Source organism: Pseudomonas hunanensis (assembly GCF_013393325.1).
GTDB classification, from domain to species: Bacteria; Pseudomonadota; Gammaproteobacteria; order Pseudomonadales; family Pseudomonadaceae; genus Aquipseudomonas; species Aquipseudomonas putida_P.
In genome coordinates, this window is record NZ_QJRC01000088.1 from 145,879 (window position 1) to 162,742 (window position 16,864).

The 16,864-nt window shown below is 63.5% G+C and carries 16 protein-coding genes and 1 pseudogene; 7 read left to right on the forward strand and 10 right to left on the reverse strand.

The window, feature by feature from the left end; genetic code table 11:
• Positions 1–171 precede the first annotated feature (171 nt).
• Positions 172–501 carry a transcriptional regulator SutA gene (gene sutA / locus DM807_RS13885; RefSeq protein WP_011536349.1) on the forward strand — a complete coding sequence of 110 codons (330 nt, stop codon included), beginning with the start codon at positions 172–174 and terminating at the stop codon, positions 499–501.
• Positions 502–585: 84 nt separating this feature from the next.
• Here the strand turns inward: sutA and DM807_RS13890 are convergent, their stop codons facing one another.
• The 6 genes from DM807_RS13890 to lptM are packed head-to-tail and all read right to left on the reverse strand — an operon-like array spanning position 586 to position 5,205.
• Entirely contained in the window at positions 586–1,281 is a 696-nt protein-coding gene (locus tag DM807_RS13890) for an HAD family hydrolase (protein ID WP_012274783.1), read from the reverse strand.
• On the reverse strand, positions 1,278–2,177 hold the full coding sequence (xerC, locus tag DM807_RS13895; RefSeq protein ID WP_012274782.1) for a tyrosine recombinase XerC: 900 nt from the start codon (positions 2,175–2,177) through the stop codon (positions 1,278–1,280). The genes DM807_RS13890 and xerC overlap by 4 nt, the downstream gene beginning before the upstream one ends.
• Positions 2,177–2,887, reverse strand: coding sequence for a DUF484 family protein (locus DM807_RS13900; protein WP_012274781.1), 711 nt, complete (start codon positions 2,885–2,887; stop codon positions 2,177–2,179). Before DM807_RS13900 ends, xerC begins: the two co-directional genes overlap by 1 nt.
• 13 nt (positions 2,888–2,900) lie before the next feature.
• Complete coding sequence (gene dapF, locus DM807_RS13905; RefSeq protein ID WP_012274780.1) at positions 2,901–3,731, reverse strand: diaminopimelate epimerase; 831 nt, start codon at positions 3,729–3,731, stop codon at positions 2,901–2,903.
• Positions 3,732–3,735: 4 nt separating this feature from the next.
• Entirely contained in the window at positions 3,736–4,983 is a 1,248-nt protein-coding gene (gene lysA, locus DM807_RS13910; RefSeq protein WP_012274779.1) for a diaminopimelate decarboxylase, read from the reverse strand.
• 9 nt (positions 4,984–4,992) lie between these two features.
• A complete protein-coding gene (gene lptM, locus DM807_RS13915) occupies positions 4,993–5,205 on the reverse strand; it encodes an LPS translocon maturation chaperone LptM (protein ID WP_012274778.1) in 213 nt (70 codons plus the stop codon).
• 190 nt (positions 5,206–5,395) lie between these two features.
• Here lptM and cyaY point away from each other — a divergent pair, with 190 nt between their 5' ends.
• The 3 genes from cyaY to rnk all read left to right on the forward strand — a co-directional run bounded on the left by cyaY (position 5,396) and on the right by rnk (position 6,511).
• Positions 5,396–5,728 (forward strand): iron donor protein CyaY, encoded by a 333-nt coding sequence (gene cyaY / locus DM807_RS13920; RefSeq protein ID WP_012274777.1) that lies wholly within the window; start codon positions 5,396–5,398, stop codon positions 5,726–5,728.
• A 1-nt stretch (position 5,729) separates the two neighbouring features.
• Positions 5,730–5,954, forward strand: coding sequence for a DUF1289 domain-containing protein (locus tag DM807_RS13925; RefSeq protein ID WP_012274776.1), 225 nt, complete (start codon positions 5,730–5,732; stop codon positions 5,952–5,954).
• A gap of 146 nt (positions 5,955–6,100) precedes the next feature.
• Positions 6,101–6,511 carry a nucleoside diphosphate kinase regulator gene (rnk, locus tag DM807_RS13930; protein WP_012274775.1) on the forward strand — a complete coding sequence of 137 codons (411 nt, stop codon included), beginning with the start codon at positions 6,101–6,103 and terminating at the stop codon, positions 6,509–6,511.
• 116 nt (positions 6,512–6,627) lie between these two features.
• Here the strand turns inward: rnk and DM807_RS13935 are convergent, their stop codons facing one another.
• Positions 6,628–9,483, reverse strand: a complete 2,856-nt coding sequence (locus tag DM807_RS13935) for a class I adenylate cyclase (RefSeq protein ID WP_060493198.1) — start codon at positions 9,481–9,483, stop codon at positions 6,628–6,630.
• 166 nt (positions 9,484–9,649) lie between these two features.
• Between DM807_RS13935 and DM807_RS13940 the strand changes: the two genes are divergently transcribed.
• Entirely contained in the window at positions 9,650–10,102 is a 453-nt protein-coding gene (locus DM807_RS13940) for a YaiI/YqxD family protein (RefSeq protein ID WP_012274773.1), read from the forward strand.
• Between the two features lie 96 nt (positions 10,103–10,198).
• Here the strand turns inward: DM807_RS13940 and elbB are convergent, their stop codons facing one another.
• A complete protein-coding gene (elbB, locus tag DM807_RS13945; RefSeq protein ID WP_012274772.1) occupies positions 10,199–10,858 on the reverse strand; it encodes an isoprenoid biosynthesis glyoxalase ElbB in 660 nt (219 codons plus the stop codon).
• A 112-nt stretch (positions 10,859–10,970) separates the two neighbouring features.
• Between elbB and DM807_RS27710 the strand changes: the two are divergent.
• A pseudogene (locus tag DM807_RS27710) lies at positions 10,971–11,597 on the forward strand (sterol desaturase family protein); the annotation flags it as partial.
• A gap of 501 nt (positions 11,598–12,098) precedes the next feature.
• Here DM807_RS27710 and DM807_RS13955 read toward each other — a convergent pair.
• The gene (locus DM807_RS13955) at positions 12,099–12,743 is read right to left on the reverse strand and encodes a DedA family protein (RefSeq protein ID WP_151884243.1); all 645 of its coding nucleotides are present in this window, start codon (positions 12,741–12,743) and stop codon (positions 12,099–12,101) included.
• Positions 12,744–12,956: 213 nt separating this feature from the next.
• Here DM807_RS13955 and ppk1 point away from each other — a divergent pair, with 213 nt between their 5' ends.
• The gene (gene ppk1, locus DM807_RS13960) at positions 12,957–15,200 is read left to right on the forward strand and encodes a polyphosphate kinase 1 (protein WP_012274770.1); all 2,244 of its coding nucleotides are present in this window, start codon (positions 12,957–12,959) and stop codon (positions 15,198–15,200) included.
• Here ppk1 and ppx read toward each other — a convergent pair.
• On the reverse strand, positions 15,187–16,689 hold the full coding sequence (gene ppx / locus DM807_RS13965; RefSeq protein ID WP_012274769.1) for an exopolyphosphatase: 1,503 nt from the start codon (positions 16,687–16,689) through the stop codon (positions 15,187–15,189). The two genes, ppk1 and ppx, sit on opposite strands and share 14 nt — an antisense overlap.
• Positions 16,690–16,864 lie beyond the last annotated feature (175 nt).

A 16,864-nucleotide genomic window follows, 5' to 3' on the forward strand; every position in this document is an offset into this window, starting at 1 on the left:
TTTGTCAGGTCCTGCCAGGAGCAGGGCCTGCTGGGTGCCGCCTCCCATCAGGAGTGCCGACCCAAGGGCAGTGGCCTAACCCACGGCCAGTTGAATTTTCACTGGTGGTTGCCGGTCTACGGCTGCACTGGTCTATAACTAACCTGCTTTTCGCAAGTCATGAGGTAGAACATGAGCGACGACGATCTGGAAAATGATGACCTCGAAGTAGGCGACGAAGACGAGGCTGATGAAGGCCTCGAAGCGGCGGCTGACGACGGCGCCGAAGATGCTGGCGATGACGACAGCAGCCCGGCACCCGCTGCCAAGGGCAAATCCAAGGCGGCGGTCTCGGTAGACGAGATGCCGAGCATGGAAGCCAAGCAGAAAGAGCGTGATGCCCTGGCCAAGGCGATGGAAGAGTTCCTTTCGCGCGGTGGCAAGGTGCAGGAAGTCGAGGCCAACGTGGTCGCCGACCCGCCCAAGAAGCCGGACAACAAGTACGGCAGCCGCCCTATCTGAGTGGCTGATCGCAAAAAAGCCCGCCGTCGCTGCGGGCTTTTTTGTGCCTGTTGTTCAGAACAGGTTGCTGTGCAGGCCGGGCCTTCAACGCCAGCGCGAAAGGATGTCGGGCAGCTGCGACAGGCGCTGGATCTCGGCATCCGGTGCCTGTTCGCCCGCCCATGCCTTACCCTGTGGGTTGAACCATACCGCACGCAGACCGGCGCGCTGGGCGCCAGCGATGTCATCGCCGGGGTGATCGCCAATGTGCACCGCCGCGCTGGCTTCCGATTCTCCACGGCGTAGGGCTTCCAGAAACGGCGCCGGGTCCGGCTTGCCGATACCGAGGTCCTCAGCGCACAGGGCAAAGCGGAAGTAGTCCGCCAGCCCCAGCCGGCTCACATCGGCGTTGCCGTTGGTGACCACGCCCAGGGTGTAGTGGTGGCGCAGAATCTCCAGCACCGGTTGCACTTCGGGGAAGATCTCCACCTGATGGCGGGCATGCAGGAATACTTCGAAACCTTCGTTGGCCAGTTCCTGCGCATGTTTCTCGCTGTAGCCGACCTCTTCCAAGGCATGGAACAGCACGCGCCGGCGCAGGGCGCTGATGCGGTGCTTGAGGCCGGGCTCGGCTTGTACCAGGCGCTCGCGGATGGCGAACAGGTGCTCCACCGGCACGCCGCCAAGGATCGGGGCGTTGGCTTCGAGCCAGTCGCGCAGCACGACTTCGGCAGTGGCAATCACTGGCGCGGTGTCCCACAGGGTATCGTCCAGGTCGAAGGTGATCAGCTTGATGCTCATGAGTCATTGCCCTTGCTGCGTTTGGCCCGAGGGTGGGCGCTGTCATACACCGCGGCCAGGTGCTGGAAGTCCAGGTGGGTGTAGATCTGCGTGGTGCTGATGTCGGCATGGCCGAGCAGCTCTTGCACCGCACGCAGGTCCTGGGACGATTCCAGCACATGGCTGGCGAAGGAATGGCGAAGCATGTGCGGGTGCAGGTGCTGGCCCAGCTCGCGCTCACCGGCGGCCTTTACCCGCAGCCGGACGGCCTGGGGGCTGATGCGGTTGCCCTGGCGGGTAATGAACACCGCGCGGTCGCGCGGGTTGCCAATGCCGCGCAGGCGGTACCACGCCTGCAGCGCCTCGCGCGCCTTGCGGCCAACAGGCAGTACGCGGGCCTTGCCGCCCTTGCCCAGTACCTGTACCAGGCCGGCGGCGAGGTCGAGGTGATCGAGGTCGAGGTTGGTCAGCTCGGACAGGCGCAGGCCCGACGAATAGAACAGCTCAAGGATCGCCTGGTCGCGTCGGGCGATGAAGTCGTCGTCGACGCCGCCATCGAGCAATTGCAGAGCGCGGTCGGTGTCCAGCACCTTGGGCAAGCGGCGCTCACCCTTGGGCGCGCTCAGGCCGGTGGCTGGGTCGTGCTGGCACAGGCCTTCGCGGTTGAGGTAGCGGTACAGGCCGCGCACGGCCGACAGTAGCCGCGCCAGGCTGCGCGAAGACTGGCCATGGTGGTGCAGGCGGGCGATCAGCTGGCGCAGTTGCTGGATCTGCAGCGCCTGCCAGTCGGCAATCCCGTGTTCCTTGCAGTAGGCGATGACCTTGTCCAGGTCACGGCGGTAGCCCAGCAAGGTGTGCTCCGATACCTGGCGCTCGTTGCGCAGGTGTGCGCAATAAGCCTCCAGCTGGCGTTCCATCAGCGTACCGAGCGCAGGGTCTGGGTAACGCGTGGCACAACGCGGCCGAGTACTTCGGCGATGTAGCCGAGGAACAGGGTGCCGACGCTGCTCTTGTAGTGTTGCGGGTCGCGGCTGCCGATGGCCAGCACCCCATGCAGCCCCTGGTACTCAAGGGTGGCCACGGCACTGGAGCCTACTTCCCGGCGCTGTTCCTCGCCGAACAGGAAGGCCAGCTCGTGCTCGCGCAGGTTGCCGCTGACCGTCTTGCCGCCGCCCAGCAGGGCGCCGATGGCCTGCTGGGCCTCGGCGTTGCTGACCCAGCGCCCGACCGGCGCGACGTTGTCGCCGAACAGGATCAAGCTGACGAAGGGCACCTGGAACTCCTGGCGCAGGCTGTCTTCGACCGCCATGACCACGTCTTCCAGGCTGCCGGCATCCAGCAGGTCAAGGATCAGCCGGCGGGTCTTGTCGAACAGCCGGTCGTTGTCGCGGGCCACGTCCATCAGTTGCGACAGACGATGGCGCATTTCGATGTTGCGGTCACGCAGCAGCTTGAGCTGGCGCTCCACCAGCGACACGCTGTCACCACGCTGGTGCGGGATGTGCTGTTCGATCAGCAGCTCGTCGTGCTCGGCGAAGAAGGTGGGGTGGGCGCGCAGGTAGGCGACCACCGCTTCGGCATCGAGTTCGGTGGACTGCTTGGGTACAACCTTGGGCTGATCGGTCATGGCGGTTACTCGCTTAGAGACGAACCTGTCCTTCGTAGACGCGTACGGCCGGGCCGGTCATCAGTACGGGCTTGCCGGGGCCGGCCCATTCGATGTGCAGGCGCCCGCCGGGCAGGTCGAGGGACACCGGAGAGTCCATCCAGCCCTGACTGATGGCTGCCACGGCTGCGGCGCAGGCGCCGGTGCCGCAGGCCTGGGTTTCGCCCGCGCCGCGTTCCCACACGCGCAGGTTGGCGCGGTGGCGGTCGATGACCTGGATGAAGCCGGCATTCACCCGCTGCGGGAAGCGTGGGTGGTTTTCGATCTTCGGGCCCAGCTCATGCACGGGGGCAGTACGCACGTCGTCGACACGCAGCACGGCGTGCGGGTTACCCATGGACACGGCGGCAATCGAATGCAGCTGGCCGTCGACTTCCAGTGGGTAGCTCAGCGCCTGTGCGTCGGCGACGAAGGGGATTTCGGCAGGGATGAAGCGCGGCGGGCCCATGTCGACACTCACCTGGCCGTCGTTCTGCACGTCCAGCACGATGATGCCGCTCTTGGTTTCCACACGAATGCGCTTTTTCGCAGTCAGGCGCTTGTCCAGCACGAAGCGGGCGAAACAACGGGCACCGTTGCCACATTGCTCGACCTCGGAGCCGTCGGCATTGAAGATGCGGTAGCGGAAGTCCACTTCCGGGTTGTTCGGCGCCTCGACGATCAGCAATTGGTCGAAGCCGATGCCGGTATGGCGATCACCCCATTGCTTGGCGTGCTTGGGCTGGATATGCGCGTGCTGGCTGACCAGGTCGAGGACCATGAAGTCATTGCCCAGCCCATGCATCTTGGTAAAACGCAGCAGCATGGGCTTACTCCGGCAGCAGGCTTTCGCCAGCGTACAGTTCGGCGATGGTCTCGCGGCGGCGTACTTCGAACGCCTGGTCGCCGTCGACCAGGATTTCAGCGCAACGGCCACGGGTGTTGTAGTTGGAACTCATGACAAAACCATAGGCGCCCGCAGAGGCTACGGCCAGCAAGTCACCTTCGGCCAGGTTCAGCACGCGGTCCTTGCCAAGGAAGTCGCCGGTCTCGCAGATAGGGCCGACCAGGTCGTAGGCACGGCCTTCGCCCGCACGAGGCTTGACTGCGCTGACACCCATCCAGGCTTGATACAGGGCCGGCCGAATCAGGTCGTTCATCGCCGCATCGATGATGGCGAAGTCCTTGTGTTCGGTGTGCTTGAGGTATTCCACACGGGTCAGCAGCACGCCAGCGTTGGCCACGATGTAGCGGCCCGGCTCGAACACCAGGGCCAGGTCGCGCTCGCCCACGCGCTCGCGGATGGCTTTGATGTAGTCGGCCACCAGCGGCGGCTGTTCGTCGCGGTAGCGAACGCCAACACCGCCGCCCAAGTCCAGGTGGCGCAGGTGGATACCGCATTCGGCCAGGCGGTCGACCAGTACCAGCAGGCGGTCGAGTGCGTCGAGGAACGGCTCCACGGTGGTCAGCTGCGAGCCAATGTGGCAGTCGACACCGACCACTTCCAGGTTCGGCAGCTGCGCGGCACGCACGTAGATGGCCTCGGCGTCGGCGATGGCGATGCCGAACTTGTTTTCTTTGAGGCCTGTGGAGATGTAAGGGTGGGTACCGGCATCGACGTCCGGGTTGACGCGCAGCGACACCGGGGCAACCTTGCCCATTTCAGCGGCCACTACTTGCAGGCGCTCCAGTTCGTCGGTGGATTCGACGTTGAAGCAGTGCACGCCAACTTCCAGGGCGCGGCGCATGTCTTCACGGGTTTTACCGACGCCGGAGAAGACCACGCGGTCTGCGCGCCCGCCAGCGGCCAGCACGCGCTCCAGCTCACCGCCGGAGACAATGTCGAAACCTGCGCCCAGGCGCGCCAGTACATTCAGTACGCCCAGGTTGGAGTTGGCCTTTACCGCGAAGCACACCAAGTGTTCAGTGCCTTGCAGGGCATCGGCGTAGCTACGGTACTGGGCCTCGATGTGGGCGCGCGAATACACGTAGGTGGGGGTGCCGTAGCGCTCGGCGATGGCCGACAGGGCCACGCCTTCCGCGAACAGCTCACCGTCGCGGTAGTTGAAAGCGTTCATCTGGTTTCCTTACTGCGCTGGCGACTGCTCGGGCTCGGGCTGCAGTTCGGGCTGCTGCTCTTGTACCGGGGCCGGCTTGGCTTTGGGCTGGTGCTGGTGCGCCTTGTGCGCTTTGCCGTTATCGCCGTCTTCAGGCAGATACAACGGGCCTTTCTGGCCGCAGGCAGAAACGAGGCAGGCAACAGCGACCAGCGCCGCGAAGGAGGAAATCAGGCGCTTCATGGGTGAAATCCTTAGAAAAATGCAGTATTGCGCCCGAGTATACCGAGCGACCGGCGGCTTGCCTATGCAAGGACCGGTCCGCCGGGCGGGCTATTCTTACCCCCTTCAGTGGCTAATCTTTGCATTCGGCGGCAAGCGCCCGTATCTTGCCCGGCTTGCCTGTAACGCAGCCAATTTCGAGGTTCCTGCAATGAGTTTGAGTGAAGCGCGTTTCCATGATCTGGTCGACGCGACCCAACAGGCCCTGGAAGACCTGTTCGACGAGAGCGGCATGGACCTGGACATGGAGAACTCCGCCGGCGTCCTTACCGTCAAGTTCGAGGGCGGCGCCCAACTGATCTTCAGCCGCCAGGAGCCGCTGCGCCAGCTGTGGCTGGCCGACCGTTCCGGTGGTTTCCACTTCGACTACGACGAAGAGAGCAAGAAGTGGGTGTGCGAAAAGAGCGAAGAACTGCTGGGCGAAATGCTCGAGCGCATCGTCTGGGAGCGGGCCGGCGAGAAGCTGGACTTCGACGAGATCTGACATGAGCAGCGCCCAGGCTCGGCCGCCCAAGCCGCTTTACAGCAACGTCAGCCCCGCCGTGCCATCGCCGTGCATCAGCGTATGCCGGTTGGACGAACAGCGGGTGTGCACAGGTTGCCACCGGCATGTCGAGCACATCCGCGAATGGCGCTCGGCTGACGACGAACGGCGTCGGCAGATCTGCCGCGAGGCCCAGGCCTTGCGCGATCAGGCTAAGGCACACTGAGCGCAGGGGCTTGAGTATTTACCCGGCTGTGGTAGTGTCGGGTTCTGCGTCGGTGACGCCAAAGCCTTCTCAAACCCCGCCCTTGGGCGGGGTTTTGCTTTATTTGCACATTGAAAACTGCCTGTTCAAAGGAGTCTGACTGGATCATGAGCACCAAGCCTTCCCTCATCCTCACCCGATTGGACGTACAACGTCTGGAGCGTCTGATCGACAGCCTCGACGAGAGTACGCCGGGTGTGCTCGCCTTGCAGGACGAGCTGGACCGCGCCGGGCAGGTGGTCGGTCACGAGGAAGTGCCAGCGGGCGTGGTGACCATGAACTCGCGCGTGCACTGCCGTGAGGAAGCCAGCGGCAAGGATTACCACCTGACGTTGGTTTACCCGAAGGATGCCGGGCCGGAAGGCAAGGTTTCGATCCTGGCGCCCATTGGCTGCGCCTTGCTGGGGTTGTCGGTGGGCGAGCAGATCGACTGGCCGGCACCGGGTGGCAAGACCCTCAAGCTGAAGCTGCTGGAAGTGGAATACCAACCGGAAGCGGCGGGCGATTTCGACCTGTAAGGGCCAAGGGGGCCGCTTTGCGGCCCATCGCGACACAAGGCCGCTCCTACAAGGAATCGCATTCCCCTGTAGGAGCGGCCTTGTGTCGCGATGGGGTGCAAAGCACCCCCGGCAATTCAGGCGCTTTGCGCCAAAACCTGCTCCAGCCCCTCATTCAAAGCCTGCTCCAGCACCCGCTTGTAGCTCAGGTACACCTGCGTCGCCCCCAGCCGGTCATCCAGCAACTCGGATAAATCCAGGTCGGTGATATAGCACTGGTACTGCCCTGCGCCGTGGCGCTGGCCAATGATCTGCCGGGCCACCACCGCATACAGCTGCTCGCCATGCTCCAGCTCGGAAAACTCCTGTTGGTCGCAATACAGCGTCACATGCGCCGCGCCCGCGACCCCGGCCTGGATGATCGCCTGCACCTCATAGTAAGGCTGGTCGCTGCCCTCGATCGGGGCCAGGCGCGGCTCGATGCTGCGTGCCTTGCCTGCGCCAGAGGGCAGAAGCTGCGCATAGTGGATATCCAGCGAGGCCGGCCGCAGGCCGTCGAGCGGCAAGCGGGCATCGCGGCGCATCACCACCGAGCGCAGAAAGCGTTGCAGCGGCAGTAGCAAGTGCGTTTCGTCATGCAATGGCAGGCGTTGTTGCCACAGCGCGTTGTACTCATCCAACACATACAGCTCGGCCCAACCGTCCTGCAGGCGATAGAACACCTGGATACAGGCCGGCCTGCCGTGCTCCAGTACCAGGCGCAGGTCGTGGTCTTGCAGGGCGTTGGCGTCCAGGTACAGCGGGCTGTAGGCGCCGCGCTCTTCGCCCAGGTAGGCTAGCAGCGCCTCATGCTCGTCCAGGGTGGTCAGGCTGACATGCTGGGGTAGCAGCTCCAGTACATGGGTGTGCTGGGCTACCTGCAGCAGGTAGCGATGGTGCAGCCCCTGGTCCAGCAGCAGTTGCACGGTGTCGAAAATCTCCTCTACACGCTGGCCGATGGCCTGGGCGCGGCTCTGGCAGAAGCAGCGCACCCGCACCCGCGGCCGGTGGCCGTGCAGTACCGGGCTGTTGAGGAAATCGCGCAGGCAGCGCACCAGTGCGTGCTCGCCGTCATAGCGCTGGACCAGCACCTCGTTCCAGCTGTTGATGGTGACCTGGTCCAGGGTCAGCACCAGGTTTTCGCGCACACCGGCGTAGCTCAGCGAGTCGGTGCGCTCGGTGGTCATCAGAATGTTCAGGTCGCGGTGATGGCGCAGCGGGTCGATGGCGACATTGACCAGCAACAGCACCTCGTCGGCAACGCTGGGCTGCAGCAGGCGCACTTCACTGACGGTCGGCAAGGGCAGGGGAATGCTCTGCTGCAGGCAGCCCAGCAGGTTGAACAGCTCGTACTCGCCAAGGTCGCTACTGCCTGGGTGCAGCGCCAGGCGGGTGCTGCTGTCGATCACGCCGTTGCGATGGGCCCAGGCGAGCAGCTCGAGCAGCTCGCGGCAGCGCTTGATCGGGCTGAAGTGCTCCACCTCGTGGGTGCTCAAGTTGCCGCTGTAAAGCTCCCAGTGGTGGTTGCCCGGCTCCTTGCGGTTGGGTGCCTGGACCAAGGTCAAGGTGCCTTCGGCGAGGTCTGGGGCGATACCGGGGTTGATCACTTCGACCTTGCCGGCGCGGCGCTCGAACGCCGCATACAGGCGCCGGCCCAGTACATTGAGGTCGCGCTGGTCGGCGCGGCTGCTGGCGTTCTGGGTGAGCGCGAACTGGCTGAGGAAGCGGTAACTGTGGTTCAGCTCGGCCACCAGTTCGCGGCGCTCGACAGCAACCTGTTGCACTTTCCATTGACGGCGGCTGTCCAGCAAGGCCAGCTGTTGCTGGCTCCAGCCCCACTCGTCGGTCAGGCGCTGCAGCAGCCGGCGTTGCCAGCCCATGCTGCGACCCTGGTCGCTGAGCTTCTTGTTCACCTTGAGGTACAGGCTGCGGCGTACCAGCTCCAGGCGCGCGTGTTCGCCACGTTGCAGCAGGTAGCGTTCGATGCGCCGGTAAACCATCACGTAGGGGTCGAGCTCGTCGAGGTCTAGCTGGTTGGCGAACACGGCCTGCTTGTAGTCCAGGCTCAGGCAGCGCACGGCAGGGTGTTCGCTGGCGTAGGCTTCGGTCAGCAGCAGTTTGAGCAGCGATTTGTAGGGCGAGTCGATACCTTTGAACAACTGCCACAGGCCGGCGCCGACGAACTCGCCGGGCGGAATGTGCGCCAGGTTGCCGAGGTCGAGGGCGTCATGGCTGCGGATGAACCGTTTGGACAGCAGGGTCTGGGTATAACTGTGGTAGTTGTGTTCCTGATACACCGGCACCAGCCACCATAGCGGTGTGCGCCCGGCCAGCCACAGGGTGGTGCGGTAGAACTCGTCCAGCAGCAAGTAGTGCTGGGTGGTGCCACAGTCGTCGGAGCCGAGCTGGCCATCGCGCTCGCCATGGGCGAAGCCCTGCGTGTCGATCAGGAAAAAGTGTGCTTCGGCTCCCAGGCTTGCCGCCCAGGCCTCCAGTTGCTGGCACTTGCGGCGCAGTTCATCCAACTGGTGTTCGGGCAAGCCGGGTGCGTGGCACACCCACAGGTCCATGTCGCTGTGCTCGGCCTGGGCCAGCGAGCCCAGGCTGCCCATCAGGAACAGGCCGTGAATCGGACGTGGCGGGTTGCCATGCGCGGCCTTGTAGGTGAACGAGCGCGCCAGGCGCTGGGCCTCCGCCACCAGCTCGGCACCTGGCGCATAGCCCGATACGCCGGCAGGCGTACTGCCCGAGACGTAGCCTGGCAACAGCGGGTGGTTTACGTGAAACAGCAGCGGTAGCAGCGTCAGTACCTGTTGCTGACGTGTCGACAGGCCTTCCATTGCCCGCTGCAGCCGCCCTTGGTTTAACTGCAGGAAGCGCGCACGCAATGTCGCCAGGACCTTGCGGTCGATGCCTTCGTCCAGGTCGGGGCGGATTTCGTGAGGGTGGTTCATTGCGCGCTCGGGCAGGCCAGTGAAGCTGTGGCGAGTTTAGCCTGAGTGGCGGGGTCGGATAAGCAGTAATTGTAATTCTGGCGCCATTTTTCCAGCGTTCTCGCGCTCCAGCTTTCGCTGTGCTTCAGGCATGATGGGCGCATTGAGTCCAAGTCGAGAATTTCCGATGCGTGTATGGATCGATGCCGATGCCTGCCCCAAAGCGGCCAGGGATCTGATCGTCAAGTTCGCCCTCAAGCGCAAGTTCGAGGTGGTGATGGTGGCGGGGCAGGCCGTGGCCAAGCCGGCGTTCGCGATCGTGCGCCTGATTGTGGTGCCCAGCGGCATGGACGCGGCCGACGATTACCTGGTCGAGCACGCCGTGCCTGGCGAGTTGGTGATCTGCAGTGACGTACCGCTGGCCGACCGCCTGGTGAAAAAGGGCGTGGCGGCACTGGACCCGCGTGGGCGAGAGTTCGACGAACGCAACATGGGCGACCGCCTGGCGGCGCGCAACCTGTTCACCGAGCTGCGCGAGCAGGGCCAGGTGGGGGGCGGGCAGGGCGCTTACGGCGAGCGGGAGAAGCAGGCATTTGCCAATGCGCTGGACCGGATCATTGCCCGGCTGTCCAAGTCCTGAAGAGCTTGCGGTTCTCTGTGGGAACGGCCTTGTGTCGCGAAAGGGGCGCGTTGCGGCCCTTTCGCGAGGCACAGAAGGCCGCGCCGCTTTCGGTGCTTACTCGTGTGTCAGTTCCAGCACCCGGTCCACCAGCTTGTAGATGCCCCCCGCCGCTTCGCTGATCGACTTGGCTTCCATGTAAGCCGGCGTAGTCACCAGTTTGCGCTGGGAGTCTTCGACAATATCGTGCACATCGCACTCCTCATGGGTGCCGCCCATCTTCTCGACCGCCGCCGCCGTGCCGGCGTCGCTGCCGATGGTGCAGACCACGCCCGGCCCGTAGATCTTCGCGGCCAGTGCCGGCGAGATGCAGATCAGCCCAACCGGCTTGCAGGCGTCGGCAAAGGCTTCGGCCAGGGTCAGTACGTCCGGGTTGATGCTGCAGTTGGCACCTTCCACGGCAAAATTGGAGAGGTTCTTTGCCGCCCCAAAACCGCCTGGCACGATCAACGCATCGAAGTCCTCGGCCTTGGCCTCGCGGATGTCCTTGACCTCGCCGCGGGCTATGCGCGCCGATTCCACCAGCACATTACGCGACTCGGGCATTTCCTCGCCGGTCAGGTGGTTGATGACGTGCATCTGTGCAATGTTCGGCGCGAAGCACTGCACCTGCGCACCGCGCTGGTCGAGGCGCAGCAGGGTGATCACGCTTTCGTGGATTTCGGCGCCGTCGTACACGCCACAGCCGGAAAGAATCACCGCTACTTTTTTTGTCATGTTCACTACTCCAGTGTCGAGGCGCTAAATGTCCTCTAGTTTGGCAGATGTCGCCATAGGGATTCCCGCGAGTGCGGCCTAATCTTGGTGGATAACGCCTGAGGTCGTGCCCATGGACCTGATACTGCTGGCTGTGCCGTTCTTCTTTGTGCTGATTGCCGTCGAGCTGGTAGCTGACCGCGTGCGTGGCCAGCGCAATTTCACCCTGGCCGACTCGATCAACAGCCTTAGCACCGGCGCACTGTCGACCAGTACCGGGCTGCTGACCAAAGGGGTAGGGCTGGTCACCTATGCACTGGCCTTTGAACACCTGGCGGTTTTGCGGTTGCCGGCAGAGGCGTGGTGGGTATGGCTGCTGGCCTTTGTCCTGTACGACTTCTGTTACTACTGGCTGCATCGCCTGGGGCATGAGCGCAACGTGCTGTGGGCCGCACACTCGGTGCATCACCAGAGCGAGGAGTACAACCTCACCACGGCGCTGCGCCAGACCAGTAGCGGGTTCATCTTCTCGTGGCTGTTCTACCTGCCGCTGGCGCTGGTGGGCGTACCGCCACTGGTGTTCATCACCGTGGCCTCGCTCAACCTGCTGTATCAGTTCTGGGTGCATACCCGACACATCCCCAAGCTTGGCTGGCTCGAGTGGGTGTTGATCACACCATCCAACCATCGCGTCCACCATGCGCAAAACCCTGCTTACTTGGATCGCAATTACGGCGGTGTGTTCATTCTCTGGGACCGTCTGTTCGGCACCTTCAAAGAGGAGGACCCGGCCGAGCCGGTGGTGTTCGGGGTGACGACACCGTTGGCCAGCTGGAACCCGCTGTGGGCCAACCTGCAGTTCTATGCCCAGCTCTGGCATGACGCCCGGCACACCACCAGCCTGCGGGACAAGCTGCGCATCTGGTTCATGCCCACCGGTTGGCGCCCGGCCGACGTGGCTGCGCGCTTCCCGCAGGCCAAGCAGGACCTGGCGCTGTTTCGCAAGTTCGAGATTGCCCTGGGTCGCGCGCAACAAGCCTACGTGGCGGCGCAGTTCGTGGTGTATGTGGCTTTGGGCAGCTACCTGATGGATGTGGCCGACCGCGTGCCGATCGCCGCGCTGGTGCTCGGCTGGTCGCTGATGGCGTTTGGTCTGTTCGTGCTGGGCGCTTTGCTGGAGAACCGGCGCTGGGCTGCGCGCCTGGAGCTAGCGCGGCTGCTGCTGAATGCGCCGGCGTTGTACCTGGCCGGCGCCTTGGGCTTAGCGGTGGTCGCGCCGCTGGCCTGGTTCCTGCTCGTGGCTTACAGCTTGCTCAGCCTCTGGGGCCTGGGCCAGGCCCGCCGCCTTGCGCTCCGCGCGCAGGGTGCGGAAGCGCCGACGCAGCCACAGCAGGCCGCCCAGCGCCACCAGGCCGCCGAGCACCCATAGCTCGTAACGTTTCACGTTGCCCAGCAGGCCTTCGAGAATGGCGCCGAAGTGGTACGCGGCCGCGCCCAGGGCGATTGCCCAGATAGCCGCGCCAATGCCGTTCAGCAGCAGATAGCGGCGGGGTGGATAGCCCGACAGGCCAATGGCCACCGGCATGACCGTGCGCAGGCCATAGACGAAGCGAAAACTCAGCACCCAGATATCAGGATGGCGGCGGATGTGGTCCAGCGCCCGGTCACCCATTGCCTGCCAGCGCGGCTTGCGCGCCAGGATCCTGCGCCCGTGGCGGCGGCCCATGAAGTACCACAGCTGATCGCCCGCGTAGCTGCCGAAGAAGGCCACCAGGCACACCAGCTTGATGTCCATGTAACCACGGAACGCAAGGAAACCCGCAAGCACCAGGATGGTCTCGCCTTCGAAGAAGGTGCCTAGAAAAAGGGCAAAGTAGCCGAAATCCTGCAGGAATTGTTGAAGCATTTTCTGAGGTGCTGGCGAAATGAACGCGAAGCCTACCCCTTCGCGCGCAATCGTGAAAGTGTCCAAATGTGTCTCGACGTGAACAATTCCTACACAGACAATGCCAGAGGCCACGCGCCATGGCTTGCCCTGGTGTGTAACACAGGCGTCATAATGGGCGCTTATCTTGCCGCTCAATTGATGATAGGGCGTTAACGTCCTCAGGAACGCCAGATGAATAATGAAGTGCTCACCCCTGTCGCGATCAAGGATGCCCAGGAGCTCCCAGAAGAGATGGTGCAGACCCCGCCTGACCTGCCGCCGGCGCCTGAGCCCGTAGCGGAGCAGGTGGCCGAGCCTGTGGCCCCGGTGCCCGCACCGGCCCCGGCAATCACCGTCCCTGGCCTGGACGACAGCAGCCTGTACATTCATCGCGAACTCTCGCAGTTGCAGTTCAACATCCGCGTGCTGGAACAGGCACTGGACGAGAACTACCCGTTGCTTGAACGGCTCAAGTTCCTGCTGATCTTCTCCAGCAACCTCGATGAGTTCTTCGAGATCCGCGTGGCCGGGTTGAAGAAGCAGATCAATTTTGCCCGTGAACAGGCCGGTGCCGATGGCTTGCAGCCGCACCAGGCGTTGGCGCGTATCAGCGAACTGGTGCACATCGAGGTAGAGCGCCAGTACGCGATCCTCAATGACGTGCTGCTGCCGGAGCTGGAAAAGCATCAGATTCGCTTCATTCGCCGTCGTTACTGGACGCCCAAACTCAAGACCTGGGTGCGCCGCTATTTCCGCGACGAAATCGCCCCGATCATCACCCCGATCGGCCTCGACCCGACCCACCCGTTCCCGTTGCTGGTGAACAAGAGCCTCAACTTCATCGTCGAGCTTGAGGGTGTGGACGCCTTCGGTCGCGATTCGGGCTTGGCGATCATCCCTGCCCCACGCCTGCTGCCACGGGTCATCCGCGTGCCTGAAGAGGTGGGTGGCCCGGGTGCCAACTACGTGTTCCTGTCGTCGATGATCCACGCGCACGCCGACGACCTGTTCCAGGGCATGAAGGTGAAGGGCTGCTACCAGTTCCGCCTCACCCGTAACGCCGACCTGGCGCTGGACTCCGAAGAAGTCGACGACCTGGCCCGTGCTCTGCGTGGTGAGCTGTTCTCGCGCCGTTACGGCGATGCCGTGCGCCTGGAAGTGGCCGACACCTGCCCGAAACACCTGTCGGACTACCTGCTCAAGCAGTTCAGCCTCAGCGAAAGCGAGCTGTACCAGGTCAATGGCCCGGTCAACCTCACCCGCCTGTTCAGCATTACCGGCCTGGACAGCCACCCGGAGCTTCAGTACACGCCGTTCACCCCGGCAATCCCCAAGCTGCTGGTGAACGCCGACAACATTTTCAGCGTGATCAGCAAGCAGGACATCCTGCTGATGCACCCGTTCGAGTCCTTCACCCCGGTGGTCGACCTGCTGCGCCAGGCCGCCAAGGACCCACATGTGCTCGCCGTGCGCCAGACCCTGTACCGCTCCGGGGCCAACTCGGAAATCGTCGACGCCCTGGTGGACGCGGCGCGTAACGGCAAGGAGGTCACTGCGGTGATCGAGTTGCGTGCGCGCTTCGACGAAGAGTCCAACCTGCAGATGGCCAGCCGCCTGCAAGCGGCCGGTGCGGTGGTGATCTACGGCGTGGTCGGGTTCAAGACCCACGCCAAGATGATGCTGATCCTGCGCCGCGAACAGGGCGAGATCGTGCGTTATGCGCACCTGGGTACCGGCAACTACCACGCCGGCAACGCCCGCCTGTACACCGACTACAGCCTGCTGACCTCTGACGACGCCCTCACCGAGGACGTTGGCAAGCTGTTCAGCCAGCTGATCGGCATGGGCAAGACCCTGCGCATGAAGAAGCTGCTGCACGCGCCGTTCACCCTGAAAAAGGGCATGCTCGACATGATCGCGCGGGAAACCCAGTTCGCCCTCGAAGGCAAGCCGGCGCACATCATCGCCAAGTTCAACTCGCTGACCGACGCCAAGGTCATCAAGGCGCTGTACAAGGCCAGCCAGTCGGGTGTGAAAATCGACCTGGTGGTGCGCGGCATGTGCTGCTTGCGCCCAGGTATTCCGGGGGTTTCGCACAACATTCAGGTGCGCTCGATCATCGGCCGCTTCCTCGAGCACACGCGGGTGTTCTACTTCCTCAATGGCGGCGAAGAGCAGATCTACCTGTCCAGCGCCGACTGGATGGAGCGCAACCTCGACAAGCGCGTCGAGACCTGCTTCCCGGTGGAAGGCAAGAAGCTGTTGCTGCGGGTGAAGAAGGAGCTGGAAGGCTACCTGACCGACAACACCCACGCCTGGACGTTGCAGCCAGACGGGCGCTACGTGCGTAGCACCCCGACCGGCAATCAGAACCCGCGCAGTGCCCAGGCGACCCTGCTGGAGCGCCTGAGCAACCCGGTCCTCAACGTACGCTGAGGACGAAGCCGACCCGGGCCAGCCACTCCGCCTCGTTGGCGAAGTCGGCCTGGGTCAGCTGGTTCTGCTCCAGCCAACCTTCAGGGAAGGCTACATCCAGGCTGTTGTCGCCGCCCTTGAGCTCTACCTTTGGCATCTGCTGGGTGCCGCGAATGTGGTGGAACAGAATGGCAAAGCGCAGCAGCACGCACAGGCGCAGCAGCTTGACCCCTTCATCACCCAGCTCAGCGTAACGGTCCTTGGGGATGTTGCGACGGTGGCCGCGCACCAGCAGGGCCATCATCTGCTGATCTTCGCGAGAAAAGCCCGACAGGTCGGAGTGCTCGATCAGGTAGGCGCCATGCTTGTGGTAGTGATAGTGGGCAATGTCTAGCCCTATTTCGTGTATTTTCGCGGCCCAGCCAAGCAGATCGCGCCAATTTCCGTCTTTAAGGTCCCAGGCGTCGGCCACTTGGTCGAAGGCGTGCAATGCCTTGCGTTCCACACGCGCAGCCTGGCCCTGGTCCACGTGGTAGCGCTCCATCAGCGAGTTCAAGGTGCGTTCGCGCACATCCTCGTGGTGGTGACGGCCGAGCAGGTCGAACAGCACACCTTCGCGCAGGGCACCGTCACAGTGGTCCATGCGCTGCAGCTCCAGGGCATCGAAGATCGCTTCGAGAATCGCAAGGCCTGCGGGGAAGATGGTCCGGCGGTCCGGCTTGACGCCGTCGAAGTCGATCTTGTCGACCTCGCCCAGTTTGAACAGCTTGCGCTTGACCCAGGCCAGGCCTTCGGCGTTGACCTCGCCATTGCCCAGGCCGCCGGCCTTGATGGCGGCGCCGATGGCGCGAATGGTACCGGACGAGCCAATGGCCTCGTCCCAGGTCAGGCGGTGCAGGGCATTTTCGATACTCATCAGCTCCAGGCGCGCGGCGGTGTACGCCTGGGCATAGCGGGCCGGGGTGATCTTGCCATCGCGGAAGTAGCGCTGGGTAAAGCTTACGCAACCCATCTGCAGGCTTTCGCGCAGCAGCGGCTCGAAACGCTGGCCGATGATGAACTCGGTACTGCCGCCACCGATGTCTGCCACCAGGCGCTTGCCGGGGGTATCGGCCAGGGTGTGCGATACGCCCAGGTAGATCAGGCGCGCTTCTTCACGGCCGGAGATGACCTCGACCGGGTGGCCGAGGATGGCCTCGGCGCGCTGGATGAATTCGTTGCGGTTGCGCGCTTCGCGCAAGGCGTTGGTACCGACGATGCGTACGGAGCCTGCCGGCATGCCGTTGATCAGTTGAGAAAAGCGCTTGAGGCAATCCAGGCCTCTTTCCATAGACTCTTCACTGAGCTTGCGCTCTTCGTCGATGCCGGCGGCTAGCTGAACCTTCTCGCCGAGCCGCTCGAGAATGCGGATTTCGGTATGGTGGGCCTTGGCCACGACCATATGAAAACTGTTGGAGCCAAGGTCGATGGCGGCGATCAGGGACAGGTTCTTCGCGATGGTATGCGGCATGATCTGGTTGTTCTCGGTCGTTAACCTGGCAATCGTGCCACGATAGCAGGCTGTCGCCAACGCGTGACACTCAGCCGGTGTGCTGGCCTTGATGCAAGGCAATGTGCCATTCGATTCTATGACGGCGACATGACAGTTTCGATTCGCGGCTTCTTGCACAACTATAGTTACACTC